General features: G+C 42.8%; 12 protein-coding genes. 4 read left to right on the top strand and 8 right to left on the bottom strand.

All coding sequences use genetic code 11. The features are described 5' to 3' along the window. Positions 1 to 74 precede the first annotated feature (74 nt). Positions 75 to 2,153 carry a hypothetical protein gene (locus IPO83_06810; protein ID MBK9730981.1) on the top strand — a complete coding sequence of 693 codons (2,079 nt, stop codon included), beginning with the start codon at positions 75 to 77 and terminating at the stop codon, positions 2,151 to 2,153. A gap of 236 nt (positions 2,154 to 2,389) precedes the next feature. Continuing rightward, complete coding sequence (locus IPO83_06815; protein ID MBK9730982.1) at positions 2,390 to 2,809, top strand: DUF2541 family protein; 420 nt, start codon at positions 2,390 to 2,392, stop codon at positions 2,807 to 2,809. 224 nt (positions 2,810 to 3,033) lie between these two features. Here the strand turns inward: IPO83_06815 and IPO83_06820 are convergent, their stop codons facing one another. Beyond that, entirely contained in the window at positions 3,034 to 4,548 is a 1,515-nt protein-coding gene (locus IPO83_06820) for a B12-binding domain-containing radical SAM protein (protein MBK9730983.1), read from the bottom strand. 484 nt (positions 4,549 to 5,032) lie between these two features. On the opposite strand from IPO83_06820, the gene IPO83_06825 reads away from it, so the two are divergent. After that, positions 5,033 to 7,861 (top strand): T9SS type A sorting domain-containing protein, encoded by a 2,829-nt coding sequence (locus tag IPO83_06825; protein ID MBK9730984.1) that lies wholly within the window; start codon positions 5,033 to 5,035, stop codon positions 7,859 to 7,861. Here the strand turns inward: IPO83_06825 and IPO83_06830 are convergent, their stop codons facing one another. The 6 genes from IPO83_06830 to IPO83_06855 all read right to left on the bottom strand — a co-directional run bounded on the left by IPO83_06830 (position 7,862) and on the right by IPO83_06855 (position 12,919). Then, positions 7,862 to 8,314 (bottom strand): hemerythrin domain-containing protein, encoded by a 453-nt coding sequence (locus IPO83_06830; GenBank protein MBK9730985.1) that lies wholly within the window; start codon positions 8,312 to 8,314, stop codon positions 7,862 to 7,864. It abuts the gene before it with no gap. Positions 8,315 to 8,347: 33 nt separating this feature from the next. Continuing rightward, entirely contained in the window at positions 8,348 to 8,815 is a 468-nt protein-coding gene (locus tag IPO83_06835) for a polyketide cyclase (GenBank protein MBK9730986.1), read from the bottom strand. Positions 8,816 to 9,123: 308 nt separating this feature from the next. Next, complete coding sequence (locus tag IPO83_06840) at positions 9,124 to 10,794, bottom strand: hypothetical protein (protein MBK9730987.1); 1,671 nt, start codon at positions 10,792 to 10,794, stop codon at positions 9,124 to 9,126. A gap of 98 nt (positions 10,795 to 10,892) precedes the next feature. Next, complete coding sequence (locus IPO83_06845; GenBank protein MBK9730988.1) at positions 10,893 to 11,717, bottom strand: T9SS type A sorting domain-containing protein; 825 nt, start codon at positions 11,715 to 11,717, stop codon at positions 10,893 to 10,895. Between the two features lie 158 nt (positions 11,718 to 11,875). Next, positions 11,876 to 12,535, bottom strand: a complete 660-nt coding sequence (locus IPO83_06850) for a lipoprotein signal peptidase (protein ID MBK9730989.1) — start codon at positions 12,533 to 12,535, stop codon at positions 11,876 to 11,878. Positions 12,536 to 12,544: 9 nt separating this feature from the next. Then, complete coding sequence (locus IPO83_06855; protein MBK9730990.1) at positions 12,545 to 12,919, bottom strand: TraR/DksA family transcriptional regulator; 375 nt, start codon at positions 12,917 to 12,919, stop codon at positions 12,545 to 12,547. Between the two features lie 85 nt (positions 12,920 to 13,004). On the opposite strand from IPO83_06855, the gene IPO83_06860 reads away from it, so the two are divergent. After that, positions 13,005 to 13,343: a hypothetical protein gene (locus tag IPO83_06860; GenBank protein MBK9730991.1), complete on the top strand. Its 339-nt coding sequence runs from the start codon at positions 13,005 to 13,007 to the stop codon at positions 13,341 to 13,343. Here the strand turns inward: IPO83_06860 and IPO83_06865 are convergent. Continuing rightward, positions 13,321 to 16,695, bottom strand: a complete 3,375-nt coding sequence (locus tag IPO83_06865; protein ID MBK9730992.1) for an isoleucine--tRNA ligase — start codon at positions 16,693 to 16,695, stop codon at positions 13,321 to 13,323. The two genes, IPO83_06860 and IPO83_06865, sit on opposite strands and share 23 nt — an antisense overlap. Positions 16,696 to 16,815 lie beyond the last annotated feature (120 nt).

The following is a 16,815-nucleotide window of genomic DNA, read 5'->3' on the forward strand; positions in this document are numbered from 1 at the left end:
TATTTTTAGTTTCACTCCCTGATTGATATTCGTTCAACAGGAATCTCATAGAAAAATTACTACCGCATATTCAGATGGCAGCTTCAGCAAAAAAGAATTTCAGAAAGCAAAAATTGCAGGAGCAACCACCATCTGTCAGTAAGGTATTACCTGAATTTGCGCCGACAGATGATATTACCATTGGAAAATTTGTGATTCCCTCGAAGCCTGTTTATTGGTTCAGTCTCGTTGCCATGAGCTTGTTTTTATTGATGGGTGCCTTTCGGATGGGCGTTCCTGCCGATACTCCTATTGATTATGCTTATGGAAAAGCCACCCTCAGTTACTTTAAGACCTTTGGTGCAGACACTTCTTACGCTGCACTTAAAGTAAATGAAACAAGCTTCCCGGATCAAAAATATTATGGCGCCTTGTTTGAAATGCTCGCACCTGCTATCAATGTAGTTATCCGGCCTGCGAATCCATTTATCACCCATCATATTTTATGCGCTTTGGCAGGCATCGTATTATTGCTGTTTACCGGCTTGATTGCAAAACAGTTGAAGGGTTGGAGTTCAGGACTGTTAGCACTGTGGCTTATTTTTCTTACACCTGTTGTTTCGGGTAATGCCTTTTTTAATTCAAAAGATATTCCTTTCGCTGCGGCGTTCGCTGCAGGATTTTATTACCTGCTGCTTTTTTTAGAAACACTTCCGGCAGTACGCAGGACCACATTGCTTGCAATTGCCCTGAGCGTGGCGGCGGCAGTTTCCATTCGTATCAGTGGCATACTGTTACCAGCGTATCTTGGATTTTTTACACTTGGCTGGTATTTTTTTTCAGCCGATAAAAAAGAAAGGCCGGAACTGCTCAAAAAATGCTTTGTTCCGCTACTGGTTGTTTTATCAGCGGGCACATTGGCTGCATTGCTTACGTATCCAAACTTCTGGCACGAGGGACTGGCACATATTACCGAAGGACTTGCTACCACAAAAAAGTTTCAGCACAATATTTCAATGCTGTATGACAACAAGATCTGGTCATCGCAGAAAATAGATACCGATTCTTACCTGCTGCATTTAATTTACATGACGGTGCCTGAAGTGATGATGATCGGATTTGTAATCTCAGCCGCCATATTGCTGTCGCGCAAACATCACTTCAAAAAAGCATTTAACTGGATGTTGTTTTACGCTGCTGTTTTCCCCGTGGCGTATGTGATGCTCGTACATGCACCCATTTACAACGGATGGCGGCATGTGCTGTTTGCTTATCCGTTTGTGGTGGTCATCACGTCGCTTGGATTAACACAAGCGCTTATGCTTATCAGGAAACCGGTCTTCAAATATTTGATGGCGGGATTGCTGACCATTTCGATGATTGATCTATTAGTTTGGCAGGTTCGTGCATTTCCGTACAACTATGTTTATTACAATCACTTAAGCGGTGGCTTGTCTGGTATCTATAAACATTACGATACTGATTATCAGCAACTGGCCACGCATGATGGTGTTAAATGGTTGCTGGATAATGAACTGGTGGGAGATAAAAGAATAACCGTGCTCAGCAATAATGCAAACGCATTGCAGCTTGAATATGATTCCGCAAAAGTGAAGTTTGAATATGTTTCCATTAAAGACATGTGGGCCGTTGACTGGGATTATGCTGTTATCTCCACTGTGTTTCTGAATGAGAAAGCGATTGATGCCATGTTTCCGCCGTTTGGTACGATTCATACTATTGAACGATTCAACGTTCCGCTTTCCTTTATTGTGAAACGGGAAAGCAGGGATGAAATACAGATTTACAGAATGATGAAAGCAGACAGCTTAGCAGCAGCCTCCGATCTGATAGAAAAAGCATTCAACACGAATAAAACCAATACTATGAGCTGGTATTGGAAAGCATGTACACTTTATTTACAATCAGACTATAAAGGCTCACTGAAGTTACTGGCAGATTACAATCAATTGTTTCCTGAGCAGGATTACATCTATGAATTGACAGGATATAATTACTACTCCATGGGAAATTATTCAGAAGCGATTAAATTTCTGAATGTCGTTTACAAAAAAAATCCATCGCTGAGAGTCTATAACAAGATGATTGGAGATTGCCTCGTAGGTCTCGGACATCCGGATCAGGCAAAGTTTTATTATGATAAACTGAGGTAACGGATTTGATTTACAATTCGGACAGTTGCATTTCAGCTATCAGTTTATTCTGTACGTCTCTTTACCGATATTATATTTATTTTTTAAGGGAGTAATTTTTTTCGTCCCTCTGCTTCCCCTCATTGAGGAGTTGCTTCCTCAGTTTTTTGCTTTTTATGAAAAATATTTTTTTCGGAAAAAGTTTGGCCCAATTTTCTCAATGACGTTGATCTTTTAACAAACAAAAAATATAAGAAATGAAAAAGCAAATTTTAATAGTAACTATGGTTCTGGCTGCGTTTGGCTTTTCAGCTACTGCACAAACCAAGACTGTAGTTGAAGTGGACAATACTCCCGGATGGCATAAGATCGTTGAAACCACCGCTGATTTAAAAACAGATTTTGATGAAGTTGCGGTAATCGGTGCAGATCATTACAAAGCCATTAAGTTAAAGGCTACTGACAGCAACCTTGATCTCATGGACATCAAAATCATGTATGAAAATGAGACCACGCAGGACATTGAAGTGCGCAAGCTGATCAAGCAAGGTGAATGGACACGTGAAGTGGACCTCGAAGGAAAAGATCGCGCCATTAAAAAGATCCGCATCACTTACAAGACGGTACCCAGCACAGCAAATGACAAAGCGCATCTTGAAATCTGGGGATTGAAGTAAGCAACGATTATTTTTTTATAGTAAAGCCCATGTGTATGCATGGGCTTTTTTATTGTGGATGTTTGTTTACTTATCATGAAAATCAGGGATTGAAAATCTTATGCTCAGTAGAACCGGATTGCAATCCGGTCCAGTGGAACAAAGCCCATCTTGAAATCTGGGGGTTGAAGTAAGCAACGATTATTTATGAATTGTAAAAGCCCATGAGTATGCATGGGATTTCTTCAAAACCCCTCCACTTCCGGCTGCCTATACTTTAGCCAGAATTTCTGCAACGCCTTGATCTCATACGGAAATTGATACCATTGCAAATGATAACGCAGTGAGGAGAATCCACTGATGATTTTTTTATTAATGGAAGTGAGCTTCACATCACTCACCGTCGGATAATAGCCATTCAATACGGTTTCAAAATTTTTGATCTTGTCGATCATGTACGGTTTCAGCCATGGAGTGAGTGGGTTTTTCCGCAGATCAAAATTTTCCCAATGCGGTGAGATCCAGTCTTCAAGTGTTTCTGGAAAATGAAATCCCTGCGCTTTCACACGGTTAAATAATTCAGATCCTTCAGTAGGCACAGGAGAATACACGTAGATGATAATTTCTGTTTTCGGATTGATGGATTTTATTTCCCTGATAAAAGCAATGTCTTCATCAATCTGCCTGTTCACCTCTTCTTCCGTATCGCCCGGCGTTCCCAGCACAAAGGAGTATTCGGGAATGATGTCAAACTTCGACATACGCGCGGCGAACTTGCGTATCTGTTCGCCTGTTTGTGTGCCGCCTTTATCCATCTTTTTGAGGATGGCGTCGTTGCCTGTTTCCGCGCCAAAGAAAATCATTTTGCAACCTGCTTCGCGCATGGCTGCAATGGAAGCGTCTTCATATTTATCAATAGTGTCAATGCGGCCTTCTCCCCACCACACCACGTTTTCTTTCCTGATAAGGTTGGAAAATTCAACAGTGCGTTTTTCGGATACGAAAAAATTATTGTCGTGGAACTCGATAGCGTCTCCACCAAAATTTTCTTTCAGGTATTTGATGTCGTTGTAAATACTGATGGCCGATTTCCCTTTCCACCGCGCGTTAAAAATGGGAACGATACCGCAGAACGCGCATTTAAACGGACAACCAATACTGGAGTGATAAGCGATGGTATGATTGCCGAGATAGGTTTTGCCCAGGTATTTTTTGATCGGATAAAATGTATCCAGTTTTTGATAGGGCAACGGTGGAAGCTCATCCTGATCATAGAGTTCATCCTTCGCTGTTTTTATAATTTGCTCACCATCTTTGAAAATTAAATTGTTGACTTGCTTAATGGCTTCCACCTTCCCTTCATTTCGTTGTAACAATTGCAGCAGTTGCGGAAAAGTTTTATCACCCGGACCATATACCACATAGTCAACGTATCCCGCATTCAGCACCACACCTGATTGATTGGAAGCAAAGTAACCGCCCCAGATGATGATCACTTCCGGAAACAATGCTTTTACTTTTTTTGAAAATGGTATCGCTTGTTTCAACTGCGGTCCGGGCATTACAGAAAGCGCGAAGCAATTGAACGTATCGGTTTGCAGGTACAGTAAGATTTTTTGCCACGGATCCTTTTCAATATTTCCATCTACAATTGCGTAGTCGAAAATTCCATCAATACTCGCCGCCACCTGCAATACAGAATTGGGAATGCGTGGTTTGAAATTAGTGGCTCTTGGATTGAAGAGCAACACCTTATTCATGGTTGATGATGACGACACGGCTTTAAATTACTATGTATTTCTGATTACGGGTATTTTCTCGCTCGCAAGAAAACTGAGTCAATCAATTTCTGATTTAAAAGAATGCATACTATAAATTTTTTTGAAGCGTACATTTTCAGTATACATCTACGAATCTGTTTTGAAATCAATTAATTTTTTTACAATGCTATTTGGAACACCCTTTGGCTGCGCTCAGGGTTCGGCTTTGCAAGAAGCGCACCCTGAGCGCAGCCGAAGGGTAAGCGATGTAACAATTATATTGATTGATTTCAAAACAACTTCTACGGTGTCCACAAAAAACTGCCGGTTCTTCGGATCAAAAGCATTAACTGGTTTACTTCCAATCCCGGAAGCGAAAGTCAAAAGAACTGATAGTTTTCACTGAATCGAAATCAGAATTTTTTTGGCAGACTGACTAAATGTTGTTTCTTTAAATTCTTGTAACCCACTTACTTTTTACACCGTGAAAAAATTCAGCCTTCAGTTTTCCCCAAAGCAACTTCTGTTGATTGTGTTGTCGTGTTCCATTCCAGGTATTACCGCCGCACAGTTAAATGTGCTCGACCCTACATTCGGTAATAACGGTTTCGTAATCAATAAGCTGCATGAAGCCGGCGGCAGCGATGTGGCCGAAACTTCTGTGCTTCAACCTGATGGCAAAACTGTACTGGCTGGATATACCAGCATTGGTTCAACAACAGACAGCAACGACATTGCGGTGTTGCGTTTTAATGATGACGGAAGCATAGATCCGTCTTTCGGAAATGACGGTCGCGTGGTGATTGACATCAGCAATTCCAATGATTTTATTTACAGCATGGCGTTGCAGTCAGATGGTAAATTAGTACTGGCCGGTAAAACATTTACGGACATCTCAGGTGGTATTTATAGCAGATTATTAGTAGTCAGGTTGCTCGCAAATGGTTTACCCGACAGCAGTTTCGCAGGTGATGGAATCTATAACTTCGATTATTCTGCCAATGGAGAAGCACTGTACAATGTTGCCGTGCTGCCTGATGGAAAAATACTTGCAGCCGGCACAGTAACCAGCACAACTCCTGAGCTGCTCCTGTTACGACTTTTAGATGATGGTACACCTGATGCCTCTTTTGGCGGAGACGGATTTGTTCAGGTATCCGGACACCTCCTGATGAATCCAATGAAACTTGCCATTGATCCATCCAGCAGAATATTGATCAGCGGACAAACCACTACCGGTGGCAGATTCGGTGTAGAACGTTATAAAAGTAATGGCGTAATCGACAGCAGTTTCGGCATCGATGGATTGGCTGCGGCAAATATCGACATGGCTGCAGATATTCCATATACTCTCAAAATTTCAAGCGATGGAAAAATAGTAGTGGCAGGTAATTCAAAAGATCCGGTAACAGGATGGGATCGTGTAGCGATCTGCAGATTGAGTGCAAATGGAATTCCTGATAACAGCTTCGGCAGCAATGGAAGAGTGATTACACCTTTTCCCAATTTCATGGGTATCGCTACTTCCCTGAGCATTTCTCCAACCGGAAAAATTATTGCAGGCGTAATCTGGAACGATGTCTTTTTCAGCGACTATGGATTCTTACTACTGGGTTATAAAGAGAATGGAATCATTGACTCGCTGTTTGGCGCAGATGGTTTTATACAAACCAAACTTTCTTCCGAAGTGCTTACCTATAACTCTGACCTGCATGTAAACAGTAACAACGAAATCAATTTTACCTCTACCGCGAAGCATGGCATCAGCAACAATGATTTTTTTATGGCACAGTTCAATGACAACGGAACACGGCATCTTTCCTTTGGTAATAATGGAGAAACCTGGGGCGACCTGATTCCGGCGGCCTCTGATGAAGGCGCCAATTATATCGCATGGCAATCGGATGAGAGCATGATGATTGGCGGATCTTTCGCTTATGGTGTAAACAGTGATTTCCTCGTTGCCCATTATAAAACGGATGGCACCATGGAGGAATCATTTGGTGGAACAGGTTTCGTTCGCATTGATATTGATGATCTTTCCGATCATGCGCAATCCATTCTGAATAATCCTGACGGTAGTTTTTTTGTGTGCGGTTACTCGCACGATAGCATTGACGAAAAGCAGGAAGCCACTGTTGCTAAACTGAAAGCGGATGGTCGACTCGATTTTGCTTTCGGAGATCATGGTATAGTAGAAACCACGCTCGGTGAACTGTCTGCTGTTCCTGTTAAATATTTGCTGCAACCGGATAATAAAATCGTTGGTTGTGGTGCGGTCCTTTTTTCTTCCACTACCTGGAAAGCCTGCATATTCAGGCTAAATAGTGATGGCACCAACGATAACACATTCAGCGATGATGGGCTTGCTGAGTATGAATTACCATCAAGCGGCCTGGGAGTTCTGAGGGACATTGCCTTACTATCCGATGGTTCTATTCTTTGCTGCGGATATCATGATGCTACAGGCGTATTAATTAAATTGCTTTCCAATGGAACATTCGATAATTCATTTGGAAATAACGGTGTGGTCACCTTTGTTGCATCAACATTATATTCGATCAACTCATTAGTGGTGCAGCAAGATGGCAGTATTGTTCTAAGCGGATCAGGGCAGATTGCAGGGAATGTTTCACTGGATTATATGCTGTTCCGTTTTCTTAGCAATGGAGATCCTGACATCAATTTCGGTTTGAACGGAACTTCGTTTATTAACCATGATAATTACGATGACTGGGCAGCTGAAATCGGTGTGCTGGCTGATGGACGTATAACTGTTACGGGTGAATATGATGCAGTTTCAAATGATTCGGCAGAAGTGTGTTTACTGATGCTCACCAATGCCGGTGATCCTGACTATACATTTAGCGGTGATGGCTGGGCTGCTTTTGATGCGCAGGGACATGTTGATGAAAGCCATTGTCTGCGCGTTCAACCTGACGACAAAGTAATAGTTGGCGGATTGTCTTATGCACCGGAAGGCGGTTATGATCTTGTATTAAGTCGCTTTAACACATCCTTTGCTACGGGCTTGAATGAAATTTCAGATAATACGACGGAGCTGTTCATGTATCCGAATCCTGCGCAGGAATCAGTTACCATTGAAAATCCATTTTATCATTTTAATTATGCAACAGATCATTCAATACAGGTAAGTGTAAGAAATATATTGGGTGAAATTTTGAGCACTACTTTATTTGAGAAAGATGCATCAGTTTTCAAACTAACGCTTGAAAATTTTGCTGCGGGAATTTATGTGATGGAAGTGTCAGTTGGAAATAATCATCTCTATAATAAACTGATTAAAGAATAATCATTTGCCATTGTCGAAGGTCAGTTGATTTTCTATTGCTGCAAATTCTTCGGTTGATAATTTTTCCTGCAGTTGCTGAAAGAGTATCCGCTCTTCTTTGCGGATGTGCAATTCCATGAGTCTTCCCAAGACATCCAATTGTGTTTCGATGTCATCGTTGCTTTCAATTTTTCGAATCAATGTTTCTATTGCGCGATGTTCTGCAACCAGCTCATCAATCAAACCGGCCATTTCGGGTTTCATTTTTCTAACCCACAAAAATAGAATGGCTTCTTCCTGCTGAAAATGATTTTTCAAATGTTCCTGAAAAAAACGAAGCACGTATTCCTGTTTTCCTGCTAAGGAAAACGGCATGCCACGAAAAGCCGGTGCATCCGTTTTTATATACTGGGCGGTTAACAATGCCTTATGATGTTCGCGGGAAAATCGGGCTAAAACAGGATGTCGTTTCATTGTATTATTTTAATCACTGTGCAGCATTGAACATTATACAATAGTAGCATTCAATTTCTTTGCAAGGCCTTCCAAACCCCATTGCATAATCAAATCATGGTTCCATTTGAAAACGGGTCGCAATAAAGGTGCAAACACATTCATCCAGGTGAGTGTTGTTTTTACATTCCACTCATATTGAATCCTGATTGTTTCATTTTCCATCCGGAAATTCCACACACCACTACCTTCCAGTTCTCCGGTCGCTTTTCCAATCATACACTCATGAAATTTTAATTGCAGCAATTCAGATTGAAAAGAAAGTGTATAAGGCAAAAATGATTTAAAAGTTAGTTCAGATATTTTCCCGATTCCGTTGGCTTCTCCTTCCTTAATAGTTTGAACCCTCACCACTCCTTTCCACCAGTTTGGCCAATCATCTACCGCCTTAATTGTTTTCCAGACTTCGTCTAATGAAGTATTTTTTAATTTCCATACTGTTATATAGGAGTATTCTTTCATCGGAAAAAAGTTTTCTAAAAAATACGAAGTTCAAACCGGATTGGATGAAGATTGAATATCGTCATCCATAACCAGGGCATGTGCCGAAAAGTTATGGAGGAGCGCGCACGCGTTTCGCCACAGATCAATGCATTACTGAAAAGGCGCGCGGGTCGTTCCCCCGTGGCTCCTCAAAGGGGTCTTTCCCCTGTACTATTCTGTCGACAGGTTTAACCATTTTCGTTTACCGGCGGATTGAATAAAAGTTTTTGTGTTTCACTTATTGAAAGTTTTTTAAGAAAGGCAAGTAACTGATCCTTCCTCGTAAATCAATAAAACACTGCTATCCTGGTGCAATAAAATTGTGCATGGTTTTTTAAGGTAACCACATAAATACCTGAAGGTAATTTTCCGGTATAGAAATTTACGGCAACATGCTCATCTTCCTGCAACTGATCAAAAGGAAGGGTAACCAATACTCTTCCATTAACGTCCACTACCTGCACAGTGCCTTCGGAAATGGAAGGTCCATCTAAGGAAATATTCAAATATCCATTCCCGTCTTCATAGGCTGTTATAGAAGGCTGACTTGCATTTTCACAAGTAACACTTATCGCAGGCGAATAAGTTTTGCCGTTGTTGCCGGCATTTTGTACTAACCTGTAATAAGCCGTACCCGGAATATGATGCAAATCCGTCCAGGAATATTCATGTGATGCCATGGACGTACCGGCACCCTCCAGCTTCATGACTTCCGCGAATTGAATTCCGTCTTCCGAACGCTCAATGGAAAAATACTGATTGTTGATTTCGCTCAGGGTTTTCCATTGCAACACTACTGATGTTCCCTGGTTACAGGAAGCCGTAAAAGATGCAATTTCAACAGGCAATAACAAAGTAGAAAGGCAGGCCGACTGTTGATTCGTTAATGCGCCGGTGGAGGCGGTAAAACCATAGTAGGGCGTTTGTGTACCAAAAACAGTTGTAGGATTAAATGCATAAGAAAAAGTACCATAGGTGATGGTGGCGCCGGCATTCAACAAACTGGCTGTCAGCGTTCCGGATACGCCGGAAGGAATCCAACTGATGCGCAACGTATGATCGAGGCCGTTTTCAATATTGTAAAGCGATGCCCCATTCATTAAAGGCACTGCAGCGGGAATGATACGCGCGCCGGCAATGCTTCCGCAAACTCCTGTTGGATTAACATTTCCATTCAGCCACAAATCAATGTGATCTGGTTCCGCGCCACCGGAACAAGCCACGCCGGCCATTCCATCATCACGGTCTTCATAGTTAAGATACGTATCCATTTCTATGATCACGCTTTTTGTGATGCCTGCTGCACCCATGCCTCCGCCGGAGGTTCCACAGGCACATAAGCCAAGCGGATCATTCTGCATCACAAAGGAGATTCCATCGGCACCACCGTCTACCGAACCGAGATTAACGGTAAAGTCATAGCTGAAAGCTGCACTGAAATCGAGATTAGAATTAACATCCCATGCACAACCGATGTTGTTTACAGCATTAGCAGTAAGCGTGGCGCAACCGGAAGGTGCAACGGCTGTTCCTACCAGCGCATATTCGGAGGTGACCGTATTTTGAGGAATTACTTTATAAACCAGTGTGCCTGACGATGCGCTGATGTTGGAACAACCTGTTTTAGTGATGTAGATGCGATAAGTGGAATTAGAAGTTGGTGTCCATTCCAGGTAAGATTTAACGGAGCAATAATCATCATTGTAACCGCCCGTGTTTGCAGCTCCTGCGTTGTCATCTATGGTCAGCTCTGTATTCCATGAAACGGTGCCACCATCGCCCGGACAAAATGAAAACACATATTTATTACACGATGCGCCATCAAATTTCCAATAGTCTCCGGCATTGGCGCCGGCTACTGATTGAAAGGTGGTGGTTGGAACAAGTATACCTTTATATACAGCGCCTGATGCAGAACTGCATCCTTGTGCAACAGCATGAAACTGACCTGACCACATGATGGTGATTATTGCAGTCGCAAATATGTACCCTTGTCTTTTCAAAATATGGTAGCAAAAAGCGAAATCTTTCAGCTGGTTACCTCAAGAAAAAATTGTTATTGCTTCACCACCTTAATGGTACGGTTGCCTGCTGAAGTAGAAATCACCAACAGGTACATCCCTTCCGGATATGCTGAAAGATGCATCACGTTATTTGATAGCCCAAGCACATCGCGATACAGCAACTTTCCTGTTAAGCTATAAATACTTGCATGTGTTTCTGACGTTCCGTTGTTTTCAACAAACACGGCATCTTGAGTGATGGTTGGATAAATTTTGAAATCCTCCAACTGATTAATGGGAAAAATATCTGTGAGCGGTCCTTCGTAAGCTAATTGATCAACGCGGTAAGCGAGACTGTCTGAATTGAATTCAGCAGTTCTTGACATGCGCAGCCAACCGTATAAAGTATCTGTGGCAAGAATGCGGAAAGCCATGTAACGATAGGCAGGAATGGAAAACTGTCCATAACTGTTGGCACCACTGGAAACATAGAGCAAAGCACCGTCAAATGCGCTTTCATCAAAGTCGAAAGAATAGTTATCCGTGAAAAGTGAATCACCCGTTTTAAAAGCCACCACCGTCAGGTCATCCGCAATATTCAATGCAACCTCTGCAGCGGCATTGGGGAAAGTGATGTAAGCTGATTCATAAAGTGATGATAATTTTCTTTCAATATTCAATGTGATATCACCAGTGCCATCTGTGTTGAGGTCAAAATTATGCGACGTTGTTCCTGAACCGTATTGAACAACTGTTACCACCGGATCATAGTTAAGGATAGAAACATTCGTGGTATTTCCAAAAACCAGTTTAGGAATTTGTGCGTTACTCACTGCACATTGAAAAACAATTACGATCAGCAGGTAAACTTTTTTCATGACGGTTTTTTTTTGGGATTTATGGATTGAATTTCAAAGGTACAATTACTGTTTAAAGCTTCAGCAAAATTTTGAAAAACAGTAAATGCAGACCATAGCAGATTAATTGGTAACCGGAAATATCGATGAACAAAATCCGGATGTTTAACCATTCCGGATCATCCTGAAACGGAGTCTCCATCATTTTCTGCTTCCGGAAAAGGTGAAGCTGTCTTGGGCTTCGGCTTAAAAAATCGCTTCTGGAACAGGATAATCAGGATAACTCCTGTAGTTATTGAAGCATCTGCTATATTAAAGATCGGGCGAAAGAAAATTAAATATTCACCGCCCCAGATGGGTATCCAGGTTGGAATAATTCCCTCATAAAGGGGAAAGTAAAGCATATCCACAACACGACCGTGGAGCCAACCGGCATAACCACCTCCTGCAGGAAACAAGGTAGCAGGTTGTGTTGATGTGCTCGAGGAAAAAATTAATCCATAAAAAACAGAATCGAGTATGTTTCCAATGGCTCCGGCCATTATAAAGGAGATCGCCGTAATAAAGCCTGTAGGAGCTTTATGCTTCACCAGCCGAACCAGATAATAACCAATCAGGAAAACCGCAGCCAGTCTGAATAAGCTAAGCAACAACTTCCCCCATTCACCGCCCAGCGACCAGCCAAAGGCCATTCCTTCATTTTCGATAAAATAGAGGTAAAACCAATTGGTAATGCGCAGACTTTCAGTATAGGCAAAATGCAGCTTAACCCAAAACTTAAGGGTTTGGTCGATTATCAGAACTGATAAGATAACTATAACCGGGCGCAGGAACTTCAAGTGTGCGGGCTAGTGTGACTGACTCATCTTAGCTTCCATACTAAGGGTAGCATGAGGAACAGACCTAAGACGCTCTTTCTCAATCAGTTTTCCGGTAACGCGGCAAATGCCATACGTCTTATTCTGAATGCGGACAAGTGCCTTATCAAGATGATCCATATACATGATCTGTCGCGCAGCCATCTGGTTCAGGTATTCGCGTTCCATGCTGCTCGATCCATCGTCGGCTGACGCGAATTTATTTTCAGTATCGTCAGTGCCATTGTCACCCTTGCGGTTGATCTGGTCCTGAAGATATTTCAATTCCTTCTTAGCTGCATCTAATTTATCTATGATAAGAAGTCTGAACTCCTCCAGTTCATCATCGCTATAACGTGTTCTCAATTCGGGCTCTTTCTTTTTTGCTGCTTGAATAGATTTTTTTACAATCGGTTTTACCACTGCCTTTCCCTGTACTTGCGGGGTAATTTTGGCCGTAGGCTTCACCGCCGGTTTAATTGCTGCCTTTACAGAAGATTTTACGACGGGTTTGGTTGCTTTCTTTACAACCACTGGTTTCACCACTTTCTTAGGCATTGGCTTTACCCTGGCTTTGGAGGCTGGCTTAGATGCGACCTTTTTAGCTGGCGTTGCCTTTTTGGCAGCCGGTTTAACCTGTTTTTTAGGAGCGGGTTTCAACTTCTCTGGAGCGGGCTTTACTACCTTCTTTGCGGCCGGTTTTTTCTTCGGAGCTGCTGACTTCTTTGCAGGCTTGGCGGCAACCTTCTTTTTGCTCTTTGCCATAATCACGATACCTTTTTTTGTTTGACCATTACTTTAACCGGCATATCATTCACATCAACGGTTGCTGCATCCATCAGTGAATCAACTAATTCTAAAGTGTCGGCTAAAATTTCGGCGCAAATATAGTTTTTAAAATTTATTACCGAAGAATTTATTACCTCGTTTCGCTCAATAGAAACCGTAATTCTGTCGGTGACATTGAACCCCTGATCCTTTCTTATTTTCTGTATCCTGTTAACCAATTCCCTGGCATTGCCTTCTTCCTGAAGCTCGGCCGTAAGTGTAACATCAAGTGCCACTGTAAGGTCGCCCTGGTTAGCAACCTGCCAGCCCGGAATGTCCTCCGAAATCACTTCCACCTCTCCAAGGCTGATGACAACTGCTTCATTATCAAATCTTAATTCGATAAATCCCTCCAGTTCCAGCATCTGGATCTGATCTTGATGGAGCGTAAGCAACTGCTCGCCTACCGCTTTCATTTTCTTTCCTAAACGGGCACCTAAAAGTTTGAAATTGGGCTTTACCTTTTTGGTAACGAGTCCGGACGTATCGGTAACAAAGTCGAGTTCCTTAACATTTACTTCCGAAAGAATCAGCTCTCTTACTTTGAGCAACTGCTCACGGAACGACTCATTGGAGTAAGGAATCATGATCCGGCTCAGCGGCTGGCGCACTTTGATATTGACTTTCTTCCGAAGGGAAAGTACCAACGAAGAAATGTCCTGCGCCAGTTGCATCCGTTCTTCAAGTGGTTTATCAATCAGTTGAAGCTGGTAAACCGGAAATGCAGTGAGGTGAACGGACGATTCCGGTTTTCTTCCGGATACGCCATTCAGATTCCTGAACAGCCAGTCAGGAAAGAAAGGGGAAATGGGCGACATCAACTGGACAAGCGTTTCGAGGCAGGTATACAACGTTTGATAAGCCGCAATTTTGTCTTCTTCATATTCACCTTTCCAGAAACGACGGCGGCATAACCGGACGTACCAGTTGCTGAGGTGCGCATCTATAAAGGTCTGAATGGCCCTGGCCGCTTTGGTGGGTTCATAATCCTCAAATGATTCCTCTACTTCCTTCACCAGAGAGTTCAGCAACGACAAAATCCAACGGTCAATCTCGGGTCTTTTCTGCATCGGCACTTCCGCTTCCCGGTAGGTGAAACCATCAATATTCGCATACAGCGCAAAAAAAGCATATGTATTATAGAGAGTACCGAAAAGCTTCCGGCGCACTTCGTCAATTCCATTGCTGTCGAACTTAAGGTTGTCCCACGGTTGTGCATTGCTGATGAGATACCAGCGCGTGGCATCAACACCATAATGATTCAGTGTTTCGAAAGGCTCCACAATGTTGCCCAACCGTTTCGACATCTTATTGCCGAGCTTATCAAGTACCAGTCCGTTGGCAATCACATTCTTAAAGGCCACTGAATCGAAAAGCATGACCGCAATTACGTGCAGCGTAAAAAACCAGCCGCGGGTTTGATCAACGCCTTCTGCAATGTAATCGGCAGGAAAATTTTCATGCAGCGATTCTTTGTTTTCAAAGGGGTAATGCAACTGTGCATAGGGCATTGCTCCAGAATCAAACCAAACATCAATCAGGTCTGCAACACGCTTCATCGGTTTGCCGGAGGCTGAAAGCAAAATGATTTCATCGACAAACGGTTTGTGCAGGTCAATTTGCAGCTTGCCGTTTATGATTTCAAGTTGCAATGTTGAGTTGAAGCCGGCTGCTTTCGCCTTTTCAAATTCTTTGGTGAGTTCGTCTATGGAACCTATGCACATTTCTTCAGTTCTGTCTTCGGTGGTCCAGACGGGAAGTGGTGTACCCCAGAAACGTGAACGCGACAAGTTCCAGTCGAGGAGGTTTTCGAGCCAGTTGCCAAACCTGCCCGTGCCGGTGGCTTCGGGTTTCCAGTTGATGGTTTTATTCAGCTCAATCAACCGGTCGCGGGCAGCCGTTGTTTTGATAAACCAGGAATCGAGCGGATAATACAGAATTGGTTTATCGGTGCGCCAGCAATGCGGATAACTGTGCTCAAATTTTTCGACTTTAAAAGCCTTGTTTTCTTCTTTCAGTTTGATAGCAATTCTTTCATCAACCGATAGGTACTTTTCCCGGCCCTGCTTTTTCTTTTCTGTTTCCTTTTCTTCATCCGTTAAGTATTGCTCTTTCACAAATTCACCGGCGAAATCTGTTACTTCCGAAGTAAAGCGGCCGCGCTTATCAACCAAAGTGAGCGAACCGATATCGTATTTTTTCGCAATGCGGAAATCATCTGCACCAAAGCTGGGTGCGATGTGAACGATGCCGGTTCCATCTTCTGTCGTAACAAAATCGCCCGTCACTACCATAAAGGCATTGCCATCAGGTTGCACATAAGGCATCAGTTGTTCGTAGGCTATTCCTTCCAGTTCCTTTCCTTTTAACTCGCCAAGCACTTTGAACGGAATGTCTTTATTTCCGGGTTTATAATCTTCCCATATTAATGCTGCATTCTTATCAGGAAAATATTTTCCGATCAGTTCCTTTGCAAGTACCAGGCTGACTTCCTGGTAAGTATAAGGATTGAAAGTTTTTACCAATGAATAGATGATTTTTTCTCCTACTGCCAAAGCGCAGTTGGAAGGTAATGTCCAGGGTGTTGTAGTCCAGGCAAGGAAGTAGCAGTCACTGTTTTCTGCCACCATTTTTGCCAGCGGGCTTTTTACAAGTGACTCCGGTTTGATCTTGAATTGCGCCACCACAGAAGTATCGCGCAAAGGTTTGTAAGTGCCGGGTTGATTGAGTTCATGCGAGCTGAGCCCGGTTCCTGCAGCAGGCGAATAAGGTTGTATGGAATACCCTTCATACAAATATCCTTTGGTGTGAAACTGCTTCAGCAACCACCATAATGTTTCAATGTAATCGGTTTCGAAAGTGATGTATGGATGTTCGAGATCGAGCCAATAACCCATTTTCCTGGTAAGGTCTTCCCACACATCTTTATACTTTAATACCTCTTGCTTACAGATGCGGTTGTATTCCTCTACAGAAATCTTTTTACCGATGTCGTCTTTGCGGATGCCGAGCATTTTTTCTACAGCAAGTTCAACTGGCAATCCATGCGTGTCCCAGCCGGCTTTGCGTTTCACTTCAAACCCTTTCAAGGTCTTGTAGCGACAAAACAAATCTTTGATGGTGCGGGAGATTACATGGTGAATGCCGGGACGACCATTGGCAGACGGTGGACCATCGTAGAAAATGTAAGGTGTTTTACCCTTGCGGGAAGAAACACTTTGTTCAAAAATCTGCTCCTCCTTCCAGAACTGCAGGATTTGCTGATCGATGGCAACGAGGTCGAGGGATTTATGTTCGGGATAGGTGTTGGGCATTTTGATCATTGGTTCATTGGTCAATAGTCATTGGTCATTCGCTACTCGCTACTCACTACTTACTACGTTGTTCCACATGGATGACAAAAAGTGGGCGAAGTTACGCAGTTTGAATGCAAT

This window comes from Chitinophagaceae bacterium (assembly GCA_016717285.1).
Lineage (GTDB): Bacteria > Bacteroidota > Bacteroidia > Chitinophagales > UBA10324 > JACCZZ01.

Bases quoted from the DNA above. Each gene is read 5' to 3' on its own strand.
- IPO83_06810 (MBK9730981.1), top strand. From the start codon at position 75: ATGGCAGCTTCAGCAAAAAAGAATTTCAGAAAGCAAAAATTGCAGGAG.
- IPO83_06815 (MBK9730982.1), top strand. From the start codon at position 2,390: ATGAAAAAGCAAATTTTAATAGTAACTATGGTTCTGGCTGCGTTTGGC.
- IPO83_06820 (MBK9730983.1), bottom strand. From the start codon at position 4,548: ATGAATAAGGTGTTGCTCTTCAATCCAAGAGCCACTAATTTCAAACCA.
- IPO83_06830 (MBK9730985.1), bottom strand. From the start codon at position 8,314: ATGAAACGACATCCTGTTTTAGCCCGATTTTCCCGCGAACATCATAAG.
- IPO83_06835 (MBK9730986.1), bottom strand. From the start codon at position 8,815: ATGAAAGAATACTCCTATATAACAGTATGGAAATTAAAAAATACTTCA.
- IPO83_06840 (MBK9730987.1), bottom strand. From the start codon at position 10,794: ATGTGGTCAGGTCAGTTTCATGCTGTTGCACAAGGATGCAGTTCTGCA.
- IPO83_06845 (MBK9730988.1), bottom strand. From the start codon at position 11,717: ATGAAAAAAGTTTACCTGCTGATCGTAATTGTTTTTCAATGTGCAGTG.
- IPO83_06865 (MBK9730992.1), bottom strand. From the start codon at position 16,695: ATGCCCAACACCTATCCCGAACATAAATCCCTCGACCTCGTTGCCATC.